At 69.3% G+C, this 18,341-nt stretch carries 15 protein-coding genes; 6 read left to right on the top strand and 9 right to left on the bottom strand.

The window, feature by feature from the left end; genetic code table 11:
* Nucleotide 1: 1 nt before the first annotated feature.
* Entirely contained in the window at nt 2-1,675 is a 1,674-nt protein-coding gene (locus EJI01_RS16400; protein ID WP_126838192.1) for a ShlB/FhaC/HecB family hemolysin secretion/activation protein, read from the bottom strand.
* Complete coding sequence (locus EJI01_RS16395; protein ID WP_260602484.1) at nt 1,672-3,783, bottom strand: CHAT domain-containing protein; 2,112 nt, start codon at nt 3,781-3,783, stop codon at nt 1,672-1,674. Before EJI01_RS16395 ends, EJI01_RS16400 begins: the two co-directional genes overlap by 4 nt.
* A gap of 220 nt (nt 3,784-4,003) precedes the next feature.
* Between EJI01_RS16395 and EJI01_RS16390 the strand changes: the two genes are divergently transcribed.
* Nucleotides 4,004-4,930 (top strand): ketopantoate reductase family protein, encoded by a 927-nt coding sequence (locus EJI01_RS16390; protein ID WP_126838190.1) that lies wholly within the window; start codon nt 4,004-4,006, stop codon nt 4,928-4,930.
* Nucleotides 4,931-4,933: 3 nt separating this feature from the next.
* Here the strand turns inward: EJI01_RS16390 and EJI01_RS16385 are convergent, their stop codons facing one another.
* Nucleotides 4,934-6,394, bottom strand: a complete 1,461-nt coding sequence (locus EJI01_RS16385) for an NAD-dependent succinate-semialdehyde dehydrogenase (RefSeq protein WP_126838189.1) — start codon at nt 6,392-6,394, stop codon at nt 4,934-4,936.
* A 160-nt stretch (nt 6,395-6,554) separates the two neighbouring features.
* Here EJI01_RS16385 and EJI01_RS16380 point away from each other — a divergent pair, with 160 nt between their 5' ends.
* A complete protein-coding gene (locus tag EJI01_RS16380) occupies nt 6,555-7,529 on the top strand; it encodes a tripartite tricarboxylate transporter substrate-binding protein (RefSeq protein ID WP_126838188.1) in 975 nt (324 codons plus the stop codon).
* Between the two features lie 563 nt (nt 7,530-8,092).
* Here the strand turns inward: EJI01_RS16380 and EJI01_RS16375 are convergent.
* The 5 genes from EJI01_RS16375 to EJI01_RS16355 all read right to left on the bottom strand — a co-directional run bounded on the left by EJI01_RS16375 (nt 8,093) and on the right by EJI01_RS16355 (nt 13,695).
* The gene (locus EJI01_RS16375; protein WP_126838187.1) at nt 8,093-8,869 is read right to left on the bottom strand and encodes an ATP-binding cassette domain-containing protein; all 777 of its coding nucleotides are present in this window, start codon (nt 8,867-8,869) and stop codon (nt 8,093-8,095) included.
* Complete coding sequence (locus EJI01_RS16370; protein ID WP_126838186.1) at nt 8,869-10,038, bottom strand: sugar ABC transporter permease; 1,170 nt, start codon at nt 10,036-10,038, stop codon at nt 8,869-8,871. The genes EJI01_RS16375 and EJI01_RS16370 overlap by 1 nt, the downstream gene beginning before the upstream one ends.
* A gap of 118 nt (nt 10,039-10,156) precedes the next feature.
* Nucleotides 10,157-11,182, bottom strand: coding sequence for a D-xylose ABC transporter substrate-binding protein (gene xylF / locus EJI01_RS16365; RefSeq protein ID WP_260602483.1), 1,026 nt, complete (start codon nt 11,180-11,182; stop codon nt 10,157-10,159).
* A gap of 114 nt (nt 11,183-11,296) precedes the next feature.
* Nucleotides 11,297-11,488 (bottom strand): hypothetical protein, encoded by a 192-nt coding sequence (locus EJI01_RS16360; RefSeq protein WP_221885682.1) that lies wholly within the window; start codon nt 11,486-11,488, stop codon nt 11,297-11,299.
* A 98-nt stretch (nt 11,489-11,586) separates the two neighbouring features.
* The gene (locus EJI01_RS16355) at nt 11,587-13,695 is read right to left on the bottom strand and encodes a PQQ-dependent dehydrogenase, methanol/ethanol family (protein ID WP_126838184.1); all 2,109 of its coding nucleotides are present in this window, start codon (nt 13,693-13,695) and stop codon (nt 11,587-11,589) included.
* Nucleotides 13,696-13,824: 129 nt separating this feature from the next.
* On the opposite strand from EJI01_RS16355, the gene EJI01_RS16350 reads away from it, so the two are divergent.
* The 4 genes from EJI01_RS16350 (at nt 13,825) to EJI01_RS16335 (ending at nt 17,624) form a co-directional block, all read left to right on the top strand.
* Nucleotides 13,825-15,012, top strand: a complete 1,188-nt coding sequence (locus tag EJI01_RS16350) for a helix-turn-helix domain-containing protein (protein ID WP_126838183.1) — start codon at nt 13,825-13,827, stop codon at nt 15,010-15,012.
* 97 nt (nt 15,013-15,109) lie between these two features.
* Nucleotides 15,110-16,129 (top strand): thiamine pyrophosphate-dependent dehydrogenase E1 component subunit alpha, encoded by a 1,020-nt coding sequence (locus tag EJI01_RS16345; RefSeq protein ID WP_126838182.1) that lies wholly within the window; start codon nt 15,110-15,112, stop codon nt 16,127-16,129.
* Nucleotides 16,126-17,112, top strand: coding sequence for an alpha-ketoacid dehydrogenase subunit beta (locus tag EJI01_RS16340; RefSeq protein WP_126838221.1), 987 nt, complete (start codon nt 16,126-16,128; stop codon nt 17,110-17,112). The genes EJI01_RS16345 and EJI01_RS16340 overlap by 4 nt, the downstream gene beginning before the upstream one ends.
* A complete protein-coding gene (locus EJI01_RS16335) occupies nt 17,109-17,624 on the top strand; it encodes a MarR family winged helix-turn-helix transcriptional regulator (protein ID WP_126838181.1) in 516 nt (171 codons plus the stop codon). Before EJI01_RS16340 ends, EJI01_RS16335 begins: the two co-directional genes overlap by 4 nt.
* Here EJI01_RS16335 and EJI01_RS16330 read toward each other — a convergent pair.
* Nucleotides 17,552-18,313: an SDR family oxidoreductase gene (locus tag EJI01_RS16330; protein ID WP_126838180.1), complete on the bottom strand. Its 762-nt coding sequence runs from the start codon at nt 18,311-18,313 to the stop codon at nt 17,552-17,554. The genes EJI01_RS16335 and EJI01_RS16330 overlap by 73 nt on opposite strands.
* Nucleotides 18,314-18,341: the final 28 nt, after the last annotated feature.

Here is an 18,341-nt window from a genome sequence, read left to right as displayed (position 1 = left end):
GTCAAAACGCTTTCTGCGCCTGTACGTAGAGCCGCGGATTGCGGCCGCCGCCGTCGGTCTGCGCCGGCCGGGTGCCGTCGCGCCAGGCGAGCGTCGCGTTGATGGCGAAGTTGCCCGGCCGCGCCCACGAAACGCCGACGCCGAAGCCGCGCAGGCTCAGGCGGTTCACGCCGTCGAAGGGCGTCGGGTCGCGCGCCAGCTTGCCGCGCGCCGCGTCGTAGAACACGAAGGGCGTGAGCTCCTCGTTGTAGGACCAGCGCCATTCGGCGATGCCGATCACGCCCTCGTCCGCCAGCACCTCGCCGGAGGGATACGCGCGCACCGCGCGCGCGCCGCCGAGCGCCAGCTTCTCCGACGCATCGAGGTTCTTGCTGGCCCACTGGCCGCCGAGCGACAGGTAGAGCGAATGACGCGGCACGATGGCCTGCAGCCGCGAGAACTGGAAGCTCAGCTTGGTGAAGTCGCCTTCGGTGCGGCGGCCGGCGATGCTCTGGTCGAAAGCAAGAGTCTGCGGATCGCGGATGTCCAGCTTGCCGCGGTAGAGCGTGCCCGAGCTGGCCCAGTAGCCGCCGCCCAGCACTTCGTCGCGCCGTTCCCAGGTCCAGCCGAGGCCGAGGCCGTGCACCCGCTTCTTCGACGTGAAGGCCACTGCCTGCAACTCGTCGGTGAGGTCCTTGACGTCGGCGCCGAGGCGCAGAAAGAGGTTCTGCTGGCGCTGGCGGATCAGCGGGTAGTTGAGCGAGAAGTCGAGCACGTCGGCCGTGCCCTGCGCATCGAGATCGGCGAACTGCCCGCCGAGCTCGTAGTTGACGCGCGCCAGGCCCACGCCGGCGCGCAGTCCGTTGCTGCCGATCGGCGCCTCGTAGGCGGCGCGGCCGAAGACCAGCCCGCTGTCGTCGGACACCATCGCGCGCAGATCGAGGTTGTCGCCGATGCCGAAGGGACTGAGCCAGCGCGCGCTGCCGCCGATGCGGTAGCGCCCGGACTCCTTGGTGCCGTGGTTGTCGGCCTCGGCGGTGAAGACCCAGCGCCGCGCCGCCGTCACCTCGACCGAGAGATCGGTGGTGCCGGGCTGCGTGCCCTCCTGCAGGCCGGAGGCGACGCGGATGCCCGGCTGGTCCGACAGCAGCAGCATCGCGCGTTCGTAGCTTTGCGCATTGACCGCGTCCCCCGGCTGCACCGGCGCAAGGAAGGCGCGCACGCGCGCCTCGGCGATCGGCGCATCGGGCGCCACCGCCACGTCGATCTTGCCGAGCCGCCCTTCGATCACGCTGATCTCGACCACGCCGCCCTGCACGGTCTGCACCGGCACCACCGCCTGCGCGAGGAAGTAGCCGCGCTCGCGGTACCGGGCGGTGATGGCCTGGGCCAGGGCCTCGAGGTCGCCGAGCGTCACGTCGCGGCCGATGTAGGGCTGCGTGATGCTTTGCAGCTCTTCGTTGCTGAGCGCCTTGACGCCGTTCAGGCGCAGGTCGTTGAGGCGGAACGCGGCCGCCGGCACCGGCGGCGCGGGCAGGCTTTGCGGCGCGCCCGAAGCCTGGGCGAGCTGGCGGTCGCAGCTGCCGCACGGGTCCTGGGTGGGCAGCAGCGTCGTGGCCTCCTCGTCCGCCGCATGCGCGGCCTGCGCGGCTGCAAGCGCCAGCGCGACAGCCACCACCGAGCCGGCGCCCCTCATGCCGGGCTCCCCACCTTCAACCGCCAGTTGCCGATCAGGTTGAACGGGGCCCAGAAGAACGGATGCGACATGCGGGGTTCCTTCAATACGGCCAGCTGCCCGGCCTGCATGGCCTGCTGGATGTCACGGCCCTTGGCCAGTTCGGCATAGAGCGTGCTCATGAGGATGGCGGTGGCGTCGTCGGCCACCGGCCACAGCGAGGAGATCAGGCTCGAGGTGCCTGCGGAGAGAAAGGAGCGCGTGAAGCCCAGCACCTCGTCGCCCTGGGCGATGCGGCCCAGGCCCGACTCGCAGGCCGACAGCGTGACCAGCGCAGTGCCCTGCATCGGCAGGCCGAGGATCTCGTGCGCTTCAAGGAAGTTCTGCTTGCCGTCTTCGTTGGCCAGCAGGATGCGCGAATAGAGCGGATCGATCTGGTCGGCTTCGGCATGGGCCGCCACGTGCATCAGCGGCGCGCGCGCGGCCACGTCGCGAAACTGCGTCTTGGTGGCGGCGGCGCCCATGTAGACGTTGTTGCGCGGGAAGAGCTGCGCCAGCTGCTTGACCTCGACCTCGGCGCCGGGCAGGTCGTACTTGTCTTCGATGCGCGGATTGCCGAAGGCGACAAGCGCGGCGTCGACGCGCGGCGAGCGCTGCGCGAGCTGCACCGCGATGCTCATCGAGGGCGCGACCGAGACCGGATTCGTCTCGATCAGGTAGCGCCCGTTCAGGCGCAGCGCCTGGAAGGGCAGGTAGTGCAAGGGCCCGTGCGGCACGATGACCAGGCGCTCGCCCGGCTTCAACGCCAGCGGGCCGAGCAGCGCAGCGCCCAGCTTGTCGGCATTGGCGATGGCGGCGCGCCGGCCGCGCACCACCGAATTGCGGAAGGTCTCGACCAGCTCGATCAGGTCGTCGCGCTTGATCGCGATGCTCTTCGCCTCGATGCCCGAGGGGCCGACCACCCAGGTCTGCAGTCGGTCGGGCAGCGCATGGAACTGCAGCACGCGCTCGTCGGGCGCCAGCGTGCGCTGCAGGGTCGCGAGGTCGACGGTCGCGGCCGCCTCGCTGCTCACGCGCGCGCGGCCGCGCACCGCGTCGAGCAGCGCGCGCGAGCGGCTGCGCTCGCTGAGCTCGAAGGCCTGGCGCGCATCGCCGACATCGCTGTAGAGGCCGACTCCGCGCTCGAACACCGCCTGCAGGTCGGAGAACAAGCCCATCTTGAATTCTTCGCTGCGGAACTTCGCGCGCACCGCATCGACGCCGCCGAGCGCGCGGCCCACGGCCTCGGCTGCGGCCTGCTTCTGCCCCAGCGCGAGCTCGCTGCGCGCCACGCCGTCCCAGGCCCAGAGCTGGTAATAGCCGCTGTCGGTGCCGACCGAACGGGTGGTCAGCTGCAGGTACAGGTCGCGCGCCTCGGCCGGCTTGTTCTCGGCCAGGAGCAGCCGCGCGCGCGTGCGGTCGAGCTGCGCGGCCAGCGGCGCCTCGCGCGGCGGCGGCAGCGTGCCCAGCAGCTGGCGCGCGCGCGCCGCATCGCCCGATTCGATCAGCGCATTGACGAGTGACGATTGCACCAGCGGCGCATAGCGCCGCGAGCTGTTGGCGAGCGCGGTGTCGTAGCTCTGCACCGCGCCGGCGTAGTCGCCGCGGCGCGTCTGCACGTCGCCGATGACCTTGTGCACCGGCCCGACGACCAGCTTGGGATCGCGCGCCGGATGCTTGAGCGCCTCGCGCGCGAACTCCACGGCCTTCTCGAGCTGGCCCGAGTAGCTGTAGACGATCGCGAGATCGCGGTTCGCCATCGCGAGCAGGTTCGGGTCGCGCGTGGCGTTGGCCAGGTGCAGCGCCTTGCTCGCGGCGCGCACGCTCTGCCGGAACTCGCCGGCTTCGGCCAGCGCGACCGCCTGGCTGCAGTATTGATAGCCCGAGAGCTTGGGGCTGTCCTGCGCATAGAGCACCGCGCCGTCGTTGGTGAGCGCGAGCAGCGTGTCGGTGTCGGCGAGCCGCGCCTGTTCCTGCTTGCTCGCGGCGGCCTCGGCATCGGGTGCCTGCGCCATGGCCCACTGGCATCCGACCAGCGCCCCGAGTCCGAAAGCGCCTGCGATCCACTTGCGCGCAGAGTGCGCCCACACGAACCTCGAAAAACCTTGCATTCGACCCCCGTGCGCAGTCTGTGGGCCCGTTTGCGCGGACCGCGACGCCGCGGAAGTGCGGGCCCTCTCAGACTCGTCGCGGAGTCTAGGAGCGGCCCTGGGGAGCGCCTATTCGCAATACGGTCTAGCGCGAAGGGCGTATGGCGCGGTCCGGTTCGCGTGCATCATTGCCCGCACTGCCAATCGAAGAGGAGATTTCATGCGCATCACCGTCATGGGAACCGGCGGCGTCGGCGGCTACTTCGGTGCGCGCCTGGCGCATGCCGGGCACGAGGTCACTTTCGTCGCGCGCGGACAGCAGCTCGCGGCCCTGCGCGAGCGCGGTCTGCGCGTGGAGAGTCCGCACGGCGACCTGCATCTGCCGAAGGTCATGGCGACGGACACGCCGGTGGACATCGACGGCGCGGACATCGTGCTCTTCGGCGTCAAGCTGTGGGATACGGTCTCGGCGGCCGAAGCCCTCAAGCCGCTGATCGGCGCCGAGACCGCGGTCGTGTCGTTCCAGAACAGCGTGGTGAAGGACGACATCCTGCGCCAGGTGCTGGGCGCGGAACACGTGATCGGCGGTGTCTGCTACATCGCGGCGACGATTGCCGAGCCGGGCGTGATCCGGCACACGGGCGCCTTGCAGAAGCTGGTGTTCGGCGAGTACGACGGCACGGTCTCGCCGCGCGTCGGTCGCTTTCGCGACGCCTGCGTCGAAGCGGGCATCGACGTCGAGATCAGCGAGCGAATCCAGCAGAGCATCTGGGAGAAGTTCGTCTTCCTGGTCGGCCTCTCGGGCACCACCAGCCTGGCGCGCGTCCCGGTTGGCGCGATCCGCGGCAACGCGCGTTCGCGCGCCTTCCTGCACGACGTGATCGACGAAGTGGTGCGGGTCGCCCGTGCCGAGGGCGTGCCGATCGCGGCCGACTATGCGAAAGACCGGATGGCCTTCGCTGACCAGCTGCCGGCCACGATGACCTCGTCGATGCACAAGGACCTCGAGCGCGGTAACCGGCTCGAGGTCGCATGGCTCAGCGGCGACGTGGTGGCGCGCGGCGCGCGCTTCGGCATCGCCACGCCGTGCAACCGCGCGATCTTCGACATCCTGTCGCTTCACAGCGAAGGGCGCGCCGCCGGCTGACGCTCATTTGTCCAGCCCGGCGAGGCACACGTACTTGATCTCGAGGAACTCGTCGAGCCCGTACTTCGAGCCTTCGCGCCCCAAGCCCGACTGCTTGACGCCGCCGAATGGCGCCTCGGCGGTGGAGATCAGGCCGGTGTTCACGCCCACGATGCCGGCCTCCAGCTGCTCGGCCACGCGCATGATGCGGCCGATGTCGCGGCTGTAGAAGTACGCGGCCAGGCCGAATTCGGTGTCGTTGGCCGCCGCGATCGCATCGGCCTCGGTGTCGAAGGCGAAGATCGGCGCCAGCGGACCGAAGCTCTCTTCGTGCGCCACCAGCATCCCGGCCGCCGCGCCGCCGATCACGGTGGGCTGATAGAAGTTGCCGCCGAGTGCGTGACGCTTTCCGCCGGCCAGGACCTTGCCGCCCTTCTTCACCGCATCGGCCACGTGCTCCTCGATCTTGGCCACCGCCTTGCCGTCGATCAGCGGGCCCTGGGTCACGCCGGGCTCGGTGCCCTCGCCCACCTTCAGCGCATCGACCTTGGCCACCAGCTTCTGAGTAAAGGTCTCCAGCACGCCGCGCTGCACGTAGATGCGGTTGGCGCAGACGCAGGTCTGGCCGGTGTTGCGGTACTTGGAGACCATCGCGCCTTCGACCGCCGCATCGAGATCGGCATCGTCGAACACGATGAAGGGCGCGTTGCCGCCGAGCTCGAGCGAGAGCTTCTTGATGGTGTCGGCCGACTGCTTCATCAGCGTGCGGCCGACCTCGGTGGAGCCGGTGAAGGTGAGCTTGCGCACGATCGGGCTGCGGGTCATCTCGCCGCCGATCTCGGAGGCCGAACCGGTGAGCACCGAGAGCAATCCCTTGGGCAGGCCGGCGCGGTCGGCGAGCTCGGCGAAGGCCAGCGCCGAGAACGGCGTCTGCGTCGCCGGCTTGACCACCATCGAGCAGCCGGCGGCCAGCGCCGGGCCGGCCTTGCGCGTGAGCATGGCGGTGGGGAAGTTCCAGGGCGTGATGGCGGCCGTCACGCCCACCGGTTGCTTCAACGCGAGGATGCGGCGATCGGCCTGCGGGGCCGGGATCGTGTCGCCGTAGACACGGCGCGCCTCCTCGGCGAACCATTCGATGAAGGAGGCCGCGTAGGCGATCTCGCCCTTGCTCTCGGCCAGCGGCTTGCCCTGCTCGGTGGTCATGATGAGCGCAAGGTCGTCGACGTTGGCCAGCATCAGGTCGTTGAGCTTGCGCAGGATGGCCGAGCGCTCCTTGGCCGGGCGCCGGGCCCAGTTGCCCTGGGCCGTTTCCGCGGCGGCGATGGCGCGCACGGTTTCGGCGGTGCCGCACTTCGGCACGGTGCCGATCTGCTCGCCGTTGGCGGGATTGGTGACGGGAATCGTTTCGCGGCTGTCCGCGTCGGCCCACTCGCCGGCGACGAAAACCTGCTCGCGCAGCAGGGCCGGATCCTTCAGTTTCAGCATGCCTGCGCTCCTTGTTTGGGTTCCAGGGGCCACGATAACCACGGCGGCTGCCCGCAAACACGTGGACGGCGGTATCCCTTAAGGGCAATCCGGTATTCGTCCGGCCATCCGCACCCGATAAGATCGCGGCCCTTGAACTCGGATTGAACACGGAGAGACCATGAAAAAACTGCTCGCCTTCACGGCCATTGCCACCGCTGCCGTAGGCGCCTACGCCCAGGATTTCCCGGGCAGCAAGCCGATCACGATCGTCGTGCCTTTCTCCGCTGGCGGCCCGACCGACCGCGTTGCGCGCGATCTCGCAGAAGCGCTTCAAAAGCCCTTGGGCGCCACCATCGTGGTCGACAACACGGCCGGGGCCGGCAGTTCGATCGGTACCGCCAAGGTCGCCCGCGCTGCGCCGGACGGCCACACCCTGCTGCTCAACCACATCGGCATGTCCACCATGCCGGCGCTCTACCGGAAGCTGCCGTTCAACGTCGAGAACGATTTCGAGTACCTGGGCATGGTCAATGACGTGCCGATGACGCTGATCGGCAAGCCGACGCTGCCGGCCAACAACTACAAGGAACTGACTGCCTGGATCAGTCAGAACAAAGGCAAGGTCAACCTCGGCAATGCCGGCCTGGGCGCTGCATCGCACCTGTGCGGCCTGCTGTTTCAGAGCGCGGTCAAGGTGGAAATGACGCCGGTTCCCTACAAGGGCACTGCGCCGGCCATCGCCGACCTGCTGGGAGGGCAGATCGACCTGCTGTGCGACCAGACCACCAACACGACCACGCAGATCGAGGCCAAGAAGGTCAAGGCCTACGCGGTAACCACAACGAAGCGGCTGACCACCCCCGCCCTGAAGGATTTGCCCACGCTGGCCGAGTCGGGCCTCAAGGACTTCGAGGTCACGATCTGGCACGGGCTCTACGCGCCGAAGGGCACGCCCGCGGCAGTGGTCAAGAAGGTCAACGACGCCCTCAAGGTGGCGCTGAAAGATCCTAACTTCATCAAGAAGCAGGAAGGCCTGGGCGCCGTCGTCATGGCCGACAAGCGCATCGAGCCGGCCGAGCACAAGAAGTTCGTCGCCGCCGAGATCGCCAAGTGGGGCCCGATCATCAAGGCTGCCGGCGTCTACGCCGACTGAACTGGCCCCCACGCTCCGTCACTTCGTGTACTCGCTGCCCCCCGAGGGGGCCTCAGGCCGCCTTGGGGCGGCCCAGCGCCGGCCTGGTCTGGCCTCCACGCTCCGTCACTGCGTGTACTCGCTGCCCCCCGAGGGGGCCGCAGGCCGCCTTGGGGCGGCCCGGCGCCGGCCTGGTCTTGCCCCCACGCTCCGTCACTGCGTGTACTCGCTGCCCCCCGAGGGGGCCTCAGGCCGCCTTGGGGCGGCCCGGCGCCGGCCTGGTCTGGCCTCCACGCTCCGTCACTGCGTGTACTCGCTGCCCCCCCGAGGGGGCCTCAGGCCGCCTTGGGGCGGCCCGGCGCCGGCCTGGTCTGGCCTCCACACTCCGTCACTGCGTGTACTCGCTGCCCCCCCGAGGGGGCCTCAGGCCGCCTTGGGGCGGCCCGGCGCCGGCCTGGTCTGGCCTCCACGCTCCGTCACTGCGTGTACTCGCTGCCCCCGAGGGGGCCTCAGGCCGCCTTGGGGCGGCCCGGTGCCGGCCTGAGGCGCCCCGCGCTCCGGCACTGCGTGTACGCGCTACGTGGTCATCCAGCGTGTTCGGCCTGCGCTTTGCCCTCGGGCCGCTTGCCCGCAATGATCATTCCCAGCACCTCGTCCTCCGTCACGTCGGCGGTGCGGTAGGTGCCGACCAGGCGGCCGTTCTTCATCACGGCCAGCCGGTCGCTCAAGCCGAACACATCGGGCATGTCGTGGGTGATCAGGAAGATGCCCACCCCGTCGGCCTTGAGCTGCTTCACCAGCCTGCCGACCATCGCGGTCTCTTCGGGGCCGAGCGCGGCGCAGGGCTCGTCCATGATCAGGATGCGGGCGTTGAAGTACAGGGCCCGCGAGATCGCCACCACCTGCCGCTGGCCGCCCGATAGGCGCCGCACCGGCACGCGGATGTTGGTGAAGTTCTTGTTCAGGCGCTGGAACACCTTGCGCGCCTGGTTTTCCATGAAGTGGTCGTCCAGCGTGCGCCAGGGCGTGAGCTTCTCGCGGCCGAGGAAGAGGTTGGAGACCGAGTCGAGGTTGTCGGCCAGCGCGAGCGTTTGGTAGATGGTCTCGATGCCCTGGGCCTGGGCCTCGGAGGGCGTGCGGATGTGGACCTGCTCGCCCGCGATCAGCGTTTCGCCCGAGTCGACCGGATAGGCGCCGGCCAGCATCTTCATCAGCGTGGACTTGCCGGCGCCGTTGTGGCCGAGCAGCGCGACCACCTCGCCGGCATAGAGGTTGACGCTGACGCCGTCCACCGCCTTCACGCCGCCGAAGGACTTGCGGATCTCGCGCAGCTCGACAAGGGGTTGTGTCGCGGCGCCCATCAACGCTCGCCGAAATACTTGCGATAGAGCACGTCGAAGACGACCGCCACGATCAGCACCTGCCCGATGATCACCATGCGCTTGCCGATCTGCACGTCCAGCAGCAGCATGCCGCTGTCGAGCGACTGCATGATCAGCGCGCCCAGCACCGAGCCGAAGATCGAGCCGCTGCCGCCCGCAAGCGCGGCGCCGCCGATGACCGCCGCCGCGATCACGTAGAGCTCCATGCCGCTGCCCAGCGAGTTGGTGCCGGCGTTGAGCCGCGCGATGGAAACGATCGAGGCCACCGTCACCAGCACCGCGAGCAGCGCGAACAGCAGCATCGTCACGCGCTTGACGGGGATGCCGACCAGCGCGGCCGCATCCGGATTGCCGCCCATCGCGAACACGTAGCGCCCGAAGCGCGTGCGGTGCACGATGAAGGACAGCACGACCGCGACCACGGCCCAGATCAGCACCGGGATCGGGATGCCCTGCGGCTCGGTCTTCGACGAGATCTGGTAGCTGTTCATCGTCGCGGCGAAGGCGAACACCACGGCCACCGGCACGGCCGTGAGCAGCAGGTCCAGCCACAGCGGCTCGACCGGCATCTCGTGGCGCTGGCGTGCGCGCCGCTGCTGCAGCTTGCGCGCGAACAGCACCACGCCCACGAGCGCGGCCAGCCCCCAGGTGGCCGTGGCGCCGATGCCGCCGTCGTAGCCGCCGCCCAGTCGCTGGAAGAACTCGTCGTTGACCGGCTGCGTCTTGCCGTCGGCCACCAGGAAGGCGGCGCCGCGGAAGGACATGAGACCACCCAGCGTGACCACGAACGAAGGCACGCCCAGCATCGCGGTGAGCCCGCCCTGGTAGAGCGACACCAGCAGCGCGACCGCCAGCCCCGCGAGGCAGGCCGCCGGCCAGGACCAGCCCGAGGTGTATTGCAGGTAGGCGACCAGCACGCCGACGAAGCCCATCACCGAGCCGACCGAGAGATCGATGTGGCGCGCGACGATGACCAGCACCATCACGGTCGAGACGATGCCGACCACCGCGGTCTGCTGCGCGATGTTGTAAAGGTTCTCGGGCGTGAGGAAGATGCCGCCCGAGAGCACGTGGAAGGCGACTGCCATCACCACGAGCAGCACGCTCATCAGGAGCAGGCGCAGATCGATGCCGCTGCGACGAATCATGGGCTCCCCCCCAGGCTTGCTCGCTGCGCGTAGCCGCCAACCCCCTCGCCGGGGGCGCCGCCCTGCGGCCCGGCAAAGCCGGTTCCGCGGCGGCCCCCGCGAAGATCGCGAGAGCGCTTCACTTGCAGGCGGCGGGAGCCTTGTCGCCGGTCACGCCCTTGCAGAGCTCCGCCTTCTTGATCCAGCCTTCCTTGACCACCACGTCGAGGTTGTCGCGCGTGATCGGCACCGGCGTGAGCAGGCGCGAGGAGATCGCGACCTTCTTCTCGCCGCCGCTCCAGGTGGCCGCCTTCTCCGGCGTCTTGCCCTGGGTCAGCGCGATCGCGGCCGAGGCGGCCTCGCGGCCGAGCTCGCGCGAGTCCTTCCATACCGTCACGGTCTGGGTGCCCAGCGCGACGCGGTTGAGCGCCGCGAAGTCGGCGTCCTGGCCCGACACCGGGATGCCTCGGATGCCCTTGGCCGTGAGCGCCGCCACCGCGCCGCCGGCCGTGCCGTCATTGGCCGCCACCACGGCATCGACCTTGTTGCCGACCTTGGTGAGGATCTGCTCCATGTTCTTCTGCGCCACTTCGGGCTTCCAGCCGTCGGTGTATTCGTCGCCGACGATCTTGATGTCGCCCTTCTTCACGGCGGCGTCGATCACCTCCTGCTGCCCGGCACGCAGGAAGTTGGCGTTCGGGTCGGTGGGCGAGCCCTTGATCATCACGTAGTTGCCCTTGGGCTGGACCTTGTAGACGGCACGCGCCTGCATGCGGCCGACCTCGACGTTGTCGAAGGTGATGTAGAAGACGCCGGGCGTTTCGATCAGACGGTCGTAGGCCACCACGGGCACCTTCTGCCGCGTCGCCTTGTTGACGGCCGGCAGGATCGCGTCCTTGTCCATCGCGAGCACGATCAGCGCCTTGGCGCCCTTGGACATCAGGCCCTCGATGTCGCCCAGCTGCTTCTCGGGCGAGCCGCCGGCATCGGCACTGATGTACTTCGCGCCCAGCTTCTCCAGCTGCGCCTTGATCGCCGCCTCGTCGGTCTTCCAGCGCTCCTCCTGGAAGTTGGACCAGCTCACGCCGACCACGGTCTGAGCGCAGGCGCCGATGGCGGAAAGGCCGAGGGCCAGGGCGCCGAGGGCGCGAAAGGGCTTCTTCATGGGCATGTCTCCGGGGTTGTGGGCGTTGCCGCGTCGGGTTGGTTCGGGCGGCGAACCAACTATGGTCACGCACTTTCGACGCGGCCATCCGGGGAATCCCTGCGGGAAAAGGCACTACAGGGTGGGCGGGCATGACCCTCGCGCGATGGCCGCCGCCTGCCCGAGATCGATGCCATGGACCAGCGGATCGGCATGCCGGTGGGCCAGCTCCCATTCGCCGGCTCCGTCGCGGCGATAGACCAGCGTCACGCGCAGCTCCTCGGCGCCGACGGCATCGGCGCTCATGGGCATACGAGTGGAACGCATGGAATTTTCCCGATGGCAAGAAAGCCTCCATGGTTCTCGCGCATCGCAGGCTGGTCTTGAAGCTTTGCGACGCCTCGCCCGGACCGGGATTGCGCGCGCTACTGCTTCGGCCTTATCGCATCCGCCGTTCCCTGGATGAAGGCCTTGATCTTCTCCACGTCCTCCGCGCTGAGCTTGCCGCTGAAGTCCGGCATCCCGCGCTCCATCGCCGGCCCCTTGAAGACGAACTTGTCGAGGTTCTCGATGTAGCTCGCATTCATGTAGCCGAGGTTGGGGATGTTGCCGCCGCGGTCCACGCCCGGCACGCCGTGGCAGAAGACGCAGTTGCTCACGTAGAGCAGCGTGCCGTCGGGCACTTTGGCCGGGTCGTACTTCACGCCCTGCAGCAGCTTGTCCATGCGGTACTGAACGAACTCCGGCTTGGGGGCGTTGCCGCCGACCACGAAGGTGTAGACCGTGCCCGGGCCCTGGCGCTCGGTCGCGCGTGCGGCCAGGCCGTAGACGCCGCCCCAGCCGACCGCGATCGAGACGTACTGCTTGCCGTCGACCATGTAGGTGGCGGGCGCCGCGACCACGCCGGTGCCGGTGGCGGTCTCCCAGAGCTTCTCCCCGGTCTTGGCGTTGTAGGCGGCGAGCCGCCCGTCGGCCGTGCCCTGGAACACCAGGTTGCCGGCCGTGGTCAGCGTGCCGCCGTTCCAGGGCGAGACATGCTCGACGCCCCAGGCTTCCTTCTGCGCCACCGGGTCCCACGCGACGAGACGGCCCATCGGCTTGCTCTTGGGCGGCTCGGCATTGATGAACATGGCGGTGTTCCAGCCGAGTGCGGCATGCGGCCGGGCCGGCACGTTCTCATTGAACTTCCAGGCCTTGTCGTCCATCAGGCTCACGGGGATGTTCTGCGCCGGCAGGTAGGCCAGGCCGGTCTGCGGATTGAAGGACATCGAATGCCAGTTGTGCGCGCCGAAGGGGCCGGGAATGCTGTCGCCGGGCTTCTCGTTCTGGCGCGCGGCAGCCACTTCGATCGGCCGGCCCTTCTTGTCGTAGCCGGTGGCCCAGTTGACCTCGACGAAGTTCTTGGCCGAGATGAACTTGCCGTTGGTCCTATCGATGACGAAGAAGAAGCCGTTCTTCGGCGCATGCAGGATCACCTTGCGCGGCTTGCCGTCGATCTTCAGGTCGGCCAGGATCATCGGCTGCGTCGCGGTGTAGTCCCAGTTGTCGCCCGGCGTCTCCTGGTAGTGCCAGGCGTACTTGCCGGTGTCGGGATTGAGCGCGACGATCGACGACAGGTAGAGGTTGTCGCCGCCCTTGGGGCTGCGCTTGCTGTGCGCCCACGGCGAGCCGTTGCCGGTGCCCACGTACATGAGGTTGAGCTCGGGGTCGAAGGCGAGCGTGTCCCAGGCGGTGCCGCCGCCGCCCGCCTCCCAGTATCTGCCGCTCGGGTCCCAGGTCTTGGCGGCCTTGGCCATGGAGGCATCCTCGAAGGGCTTGGCGGGATCGCCCGGCACGGTGAACCAGCGCCACTTCTGCTCGCCGGTAGCCGCGTCGTAGGCCGTGATGTAGCCGCGCACGCCGTACTCGGCGCCGCCGTTGCCGATGATCACCTTGCCCTTGAAGACGCGCGGCGCGCCGGTGATGGTGTAGGACTTCGAACGATCGACGATCGTGTCCTTCTCCCAGACCGGCTGGCCGGTGGCGGCGTCGAGCGCGATCAGGCGGCCGTCGTAGGCGCCCACGAAGACCTTTCCCTGGTAGAGCGCGACGCCGCGGTTGACCACGTCGCAGCAGCCCCTGAAGCCCTTCGATCTGTCGACCTCGGGGTCGTAGCTCCAGATCTTCTTGCCGGTGCGCGCATCGATCGCATGCACCACGCTCCACGAGGCCGTGACGTACATGATGCCGTCGACCACCAGCGGCGTGGCCTCGACGCCGCGCGTGGATTCGAGGTTGTAGGACCAGGCGAGGCCGAGCTCCTTCACGTTGCCGGCGTTGATCTGGTCGAGCTTGCTGAAGCGCGTTTCGGCGTAGTCGAGGCCGTAGCTCGGCCAGTCCGGCGTTTTCTGCGCATTGCTGCGGATGAAGCTGCCGTCCACGCGCTGCGTGACGGCCTTGATGTGCTCGGCCGATCCCTTGGTCTGGGCCGACGCGGGCGCTGCGGCCAGGCACAGCAGCGCGCCGAGCGCGAGCACGGCGTGGGTCTTGTTCATCGTGGGTCTCCGGTCGTTGTGCGCCGAAGAATCGTTTGCCCGCGCCTTTTGTTCACCTTCGGGATTTCCCTAGACCTGGACTGTTCCATTGCGGAACAAATTCAGCCTCCTCGATCACAGGAGACGGCCATGCCTCTGTCCCCCTTCGCCAATACGCGGACCGAGCGCGTGGCGCTGGCCCGGCAGCAGTTCTTCGAGGAAGGCGTGCGTCCTTCCGGCCTGGTCGGCGAGGCTGTGATCCAGTCGTGGATGCGCTGCACGCGCGCCCATGCGAACACGCGCCGCGTCATCGCCTTCGACGCCGTCACGCCGAGCCGCCTGCACAGCACGCTGGGGCGCAACCGCGAGCTGCTCGAGGCCGCGCGCCACGAGCTGGCGAGCATGGAGAGTTCGCTCGCCGGCACCGACTGCCGCGTGCTGCTGACCGATGCGCAGGGCGTGATCATGCATGTCACGCACCATCCGGCCGCAGCGCATCAGCCGATCCTGCAGAAGACCGCGCGCCTGGGCGTCAACATCGCCGAGAGCGTGGTCGGCACGACGGCACCGGGCATCGTGGCGACCACCGGCCAGGCCTGCACGGTGCAGGGTGCCGAGCACTACTTCGAGTACCTGCGCGAGATGCAATGCTCAGCGGCACCGATCCGCGACGTGCACGGGCGGCTGGCCGCGGTGCTCGACATCTCGGTCGAGTCGCGCCGCTTCGGCTTCGATGCGGCGTCGATGGTCGCGCTCTACGCCACCACGATCGAGAACCGCCTGCTGCAGGCGCAGTCGCAGGACCGGCTGCTGCTGCGCTTCCAGGCCAGCCCCGCGCTGCTGGGCACGCCGCTCGAGGCCCTGGCCGGCATCGCGCCCGACGGCACCGTGGCCTGGCTCAACACGGCCGGCATGCGGCTGATCGGCCCGCTGCCCGAGTCCGGGCCTTGCGATGCCGAGCAGCTGTTCGGCCTCGACCTCGAGGGCCTGCTGCGCATGACCCGCCACGAAGCCGCGCAGCCGGTGCGGCTTGCGAGCGGACTCGGCGTCTGGCTGCAGGCCCGGCTGCAGGCGCACGACGGGGTCGATTTCCGGCACGCAGTGAACGTGCTGACCGAAGCGCCCCTCGACTCGACGCCGCTCGACGAGGCGCCGCAGCTCGCGCCGACCCAGCCGCCCGCGAGCGACGGCACGCTGCGCGGCCACAGCCGCAAGCTGATCGAGGAAACCCTGGCCGCGCACTACGGCAACATCTCGCACGCCGCGCGCCAACTGCGAGTGTCGCGCGGCACGCTCTATCGCCGGCTCAAGAGCTGGCAGCACAACGCGCCTGAATGAAAGCCGGCCTCGCGGCCGGGTTAGCCCGCTCCCGCGCGTTGGTCACGCCCGATACGATTTTCGGCAGAGCGCAGATCTGTGCTGCGCTGGAGCCGATATGGATTTACCGATTCCCGAGCCCGCGCGGCGCGCGCTCTACCGCACGATGCTGCGCATCCGCGCCTTCGAGAATGCCGCGGAGGCGGCCAGCCAGGGTGGCGTGAGCGCCTACGGCCAGGAGGCCGCCGGCGCCGCCAAGGTGCGCGGCCCGCTGCACCTGTCGACCGGCCAGGAGGCGGTGCCGGCCGGCGTCTGCGCCCACCTGCACCCGGCCGACTACCTGACCTCGACCCACCGCGGCCACGGCCACACGCTGGCGAAGGGCGCCGACCTCACGCGCATGATGTGCGAGCTGTTCGGCAAGGCAAGCGGCTTCAACGGCGGCAAGGGCGGCTCGATGCACATCGCCGATTTCTCGGTCGGCATGCTGGGCGCTAACGGCGTGGTCGCGGCGGGGCTGCCGATCGCCGTCGGCGCGGCACATGCCCAGAAGCTGCAGAAGAAGGATGCGATCACGGTCTGTTTCTTCGGCGACGGCGCGATCAACCGCGGCCCCTTTCTCGAATCTCTCAACTGGGCGCGGGTGTACCGATTGCCGGTGCTCTTCGTCTGCGAGGACAACCGCTGGAGCGCGACCACCGCGAGCGGCCCGATGACCGCCGGCGACGGCGCCTCCGCACGGGCCGAGGCGATGAACATCGCCGCGACCCAAGTCGACGGCAACGACGTGTTCGCGGTGCATGGGGCTGCGGGAAGGCTGGTCGCCGAGGTGCGCGCCGGTGGCGGGCCGCGGCTGCTGCACGCGCTGACCTACCGCGTGAAGGGCCATGTGTCGGTCGACCTCGCCGCTTACCGTGACCCGGCCGAGCTGGCCGCGGCGCTCGAGACCGACCCGCTCGCGCGGGCGCGAGCACGCCTGATCGCCGATGGCATGGATGCCGCGCTGCTCGATGCGATCGAGGACGAGGCAGAGGCGGAAGTCGCCGCAGCGCTGGCGGCCGCCGATGCCGCGCCCTGGCCCGAGGCCGGCGCCGCTTTCACCGACGTGCAGACCACCGGAGCGGGCCAATGGACATGACGAGCGACATCGCCGCCGGCAGCGCCGTGCGCGAACTCAGCTATGCCGAAGCCGCCGCGCTGGCGGTGCAGCGCGAGATGGAAGCCGATGCGCGCGTGGTCGTGCTCGGCGAGGACGTCGGCCGCGGCGGCATCTTCGGCCAGTACAAGGGGCTGCAGCAGCGCTTCGGCGCCGAGCGCGTGATCGATACGCCGATCTCCGAAGCCGCGATCATGGGCGCCGGCGTCGGCATGGCGCTGGCGGGCCTCAGGCCGGTGGTCGAAATGCGCGTGGTCGACTTCGCGCTGTGCGGCATGGACGAGCTGGTGAACCAGGCCGCCAAGAACCGCTTCATGTTCGGCGGCCAGGGCCGCGTGCCGCTGGTCGCGCGCATGCCGGGCGGCATCTGGGACGCCTCGGCGGCGCAGCATTCGCAGTCGCTCGAAGCCTGGTTCGCGCACCTGCCGGGCGTGGTGGTGGTCTGCCCGTCGACGCCGCAGGACAACCATTCGCTGCTGCGCGCCGCGATGCAGTGCGGCGACCCCGTGGTCTACATCGAGCATAAGAACCTGTGGGCCTCGCGCGGCGAGGTCGACGAAACGCGGGCGGTGCCGCTCGGCCAAGCCGCGCAGCTGCGCCGCGGCAACGCGCTCACGCTGGTGAGCTGGAGCCGGCAGATGCAGACGTGTGCCGCCGCCTGCGACACGCTGGCGGCCGAAGGCATCGACGTCGACCTGCTCGACCTGCGCACGCTGTGGCCCTGGGACCGCGAGGCGGTGCTCTCCTCCTGCGCGCGCACGGGTCGACTGCTGGTGGTGCACGAGGCGGTGCAGGCTGCCGGCTTCGGCGCCGAGATCGCGGCCAGCGCGGCCGAAGCGACGGGCTGCAAGGTGGCGCGCCTGGGCGCGCCGCGCATCCCGGTCGGCTATTCGCCGGTGCTCGAGGCGCAGTCGCGCGTCGGTGCCGAACGGATCGTTCAAAGCGCCAGGGCCCTGTGCGGATGAACACCGAAGCCGGCTTCCAGGACTCGGTCTTCTTCAAGCTGGTCCGGGTCGTCAACCTGACGGCGCGGCCCTTCCAGCAGCGGGTCGGGCGCCAGCATGAGCTCACGCTCAACGAGTGGCGCACGATGGCCGTGCTTGGCATGCAGCCCGGCCTGACGGCCACGCAGCTGTGCGAGCTCACCGGCCTCGACAAGATGGCGGTGAGCCGCGCGCTGGCGGGTCTGAGACGGCACAAGCGCCTGCACCGACATGAAGACCCGACCGACCTGCGCCGCAGCCGGCTTTATCTGAGCAGCGCCGGCAAGGCGTTGTTCGAGACGGTCCGCGTGCAGGCAAGGGAACGCGAGGCCGATCTGTTCGCGGGCCTCGGCGCCGAGGATCTGCGGCAGTTGAGCGCCACGCTCGACCGCCTGATCGTGTCGGTGGCCTGCCGGGACGATCAGGCCGAGAAGCCGCCGTCGATGCTGAGGCTGGCGCCGGTCACGAAGCCGGCCTCCGGACCTGCGAGGTAAGCGACCATCGCTGCGATGTCCGCGCCGCTGCCATGCCGCGGCAGCGCCATCAGCGCATGCATCGATGCTGCGTTCGGGCCGTCCGCCGGGTTCATGTCGGTATCGACCGGACCGGGCTGCACGTTGTTGACCGTGATGCCGCGCGGGCCGAGGTCGCGTGCAAACCCGCGCGTGAGGCCGGTGAGCGCCGATTTGCTCATCGCGTAGGCGCCGAAACCCGGGGACGGCACCCGTTCGGCGTTGGTGCTGCCGATGGTGATGACGCGGCCGCCCTCGCCCATGTGGCGCACTGCTGCCTGGGTGCCGACGAACACGGCACGCACGTTGACGTTCAGCGTGCGGTCGAAGTCTTCCAGCGACATCTCCTCGACCGTGCCGACCTTGAAGACGCCGGCGTTGTTGACCAGGATGTCGAGACGGCCGAAGGTGCGCGCGGCCTGGTCGATCGCAGTGCGAAGCGCTGCGGCGTCGGCGCTGTCGACGCGCAGCGCGATCGCGCGGCCACCTGCGGCTTCGACACTGCCGGCGAGTTCCTTGGCAGCGGCTTCGCTGCTGGTGTAGCTGAAGGCGACGGCGGCGCCGTCCGCGGCAAGACGCCGCACGATGGCGGCGCCGATACCGCGCGAGCCGCCGGTGACGAAGGCCGCCTTGCCGGCCAGAAGGGGCTTGGAAGAAGTGGTTGCAGACATGATGCGCTTTCGAAAAGTTGTGGAATGC

This window comes from Variovorax sp. MHTC-1 (assembly GCF_003984645.1).
Classification (GTDB): Bacteria; Pseudomonadota; Gammaproteobacteria; order Burkholderiales; family Burkholderiaceae_C; genus Variovorax.
This window is presented reverse-complemented; position numbering and strand designations above follow the sequence as displayed.

Coding starts and splice junctions, on each gene's coding strand:
- EJI01_RS16370 (WP_126838186.1), bottom strand. CDS start 10,038: ATGATTCGTCGCAGCGGCATCGATCTGCGCCTGCTCCTGATGAGCGTG.
- EJI01_RS16335 (WP_126838181.1), top strand. CDS start 17,109: ATGAACACCGAAGCCGGCTTCCAGGACTCGGTCTTCTTCAAGCTGGTC.
- EJI01_RS16400 (WP_126838192.1), bottom strand. CDS start 1,675: ATGAGGGGCGCCGGCTCGGTGGTGGCTGTCGCGCTGGCGCTTGCAGCC.
- EJI01_RS16385 (WP_126838189.1), bottom strand. CDS start 6,394: ATGCTGAAACTGAAGGATCCGGCCCTGCTGCGCGAGCAGGTTTTCGTC.
- EJI01_RS16390 (WP_126838190.1), top strand. CDS start 4,004: ATGCGCATCACCGTCATGGGAACCGGCGGCGTCGGCGGCTACTTCGGT.
- EJI01_RS16340 (WP_126838221.1), top strand. CDS start 16,126: ATGACGAGCGACATCGCCGCCGGCAGCGCCGTGCGCGAACTCAGCTAT.
- EJI01_RS16355 (WP_126838184.1), bottom strand. CDS start 13,695: ATGAACAAGACCCACGCCGTGCTCGCGCTCGGCGCGCTGCTGTGCCTG.
- EJI01_RS16350 (WP_126838183.1), top strand. CDS start 13,825: ATGCCTCTGTCCCCCTTCGCCAATACGCGGACCGAGCGCGTGGCGCTG.
- xylF (WP_260602483.1), bottom strand. CDS start 11,182: ATGAAGAAGCCCTTTCGCGCCCTCGGCGCCCTGGCCCTCGGCCTTTCC.
- EJI01_RS16330 (WP_126838180.1), bottom strand. CDS start 18,313: ATGTCTGCAACCACTTCTTCCAAGCCCCTTCTGGCCGGCAAGGCGGCC.
- EJI01_RS16345 (WP_126838182.1), top strand. CDS start 15,110: ATGGATTTACCGATTCCCGAGCCCGCGCGGCGCGCGCTCTACCGCACG.
- EJI01_RS16360 (WP_221885682.1), bottom strand. CDS start 11,488: ATGCGTTCCACTCGTATGCCCATGAGCGCCGATGCCGTCGGCGCCGAG.
- EJI01_RS16375 (WP_126838187.1), bottom strand. CDS start 8,869: ATGGGCGCCGCGACACAACCCCTTGTCGAGCTGCGCGAGATCCGCAAG.
- EJI01_RS16380 (WP_126838188.1), top strand. CDS start 6,555: ATGAAAAAACTGCTCGCCTTCACGGCCATTGCCACCGCTGCCGTAGGC.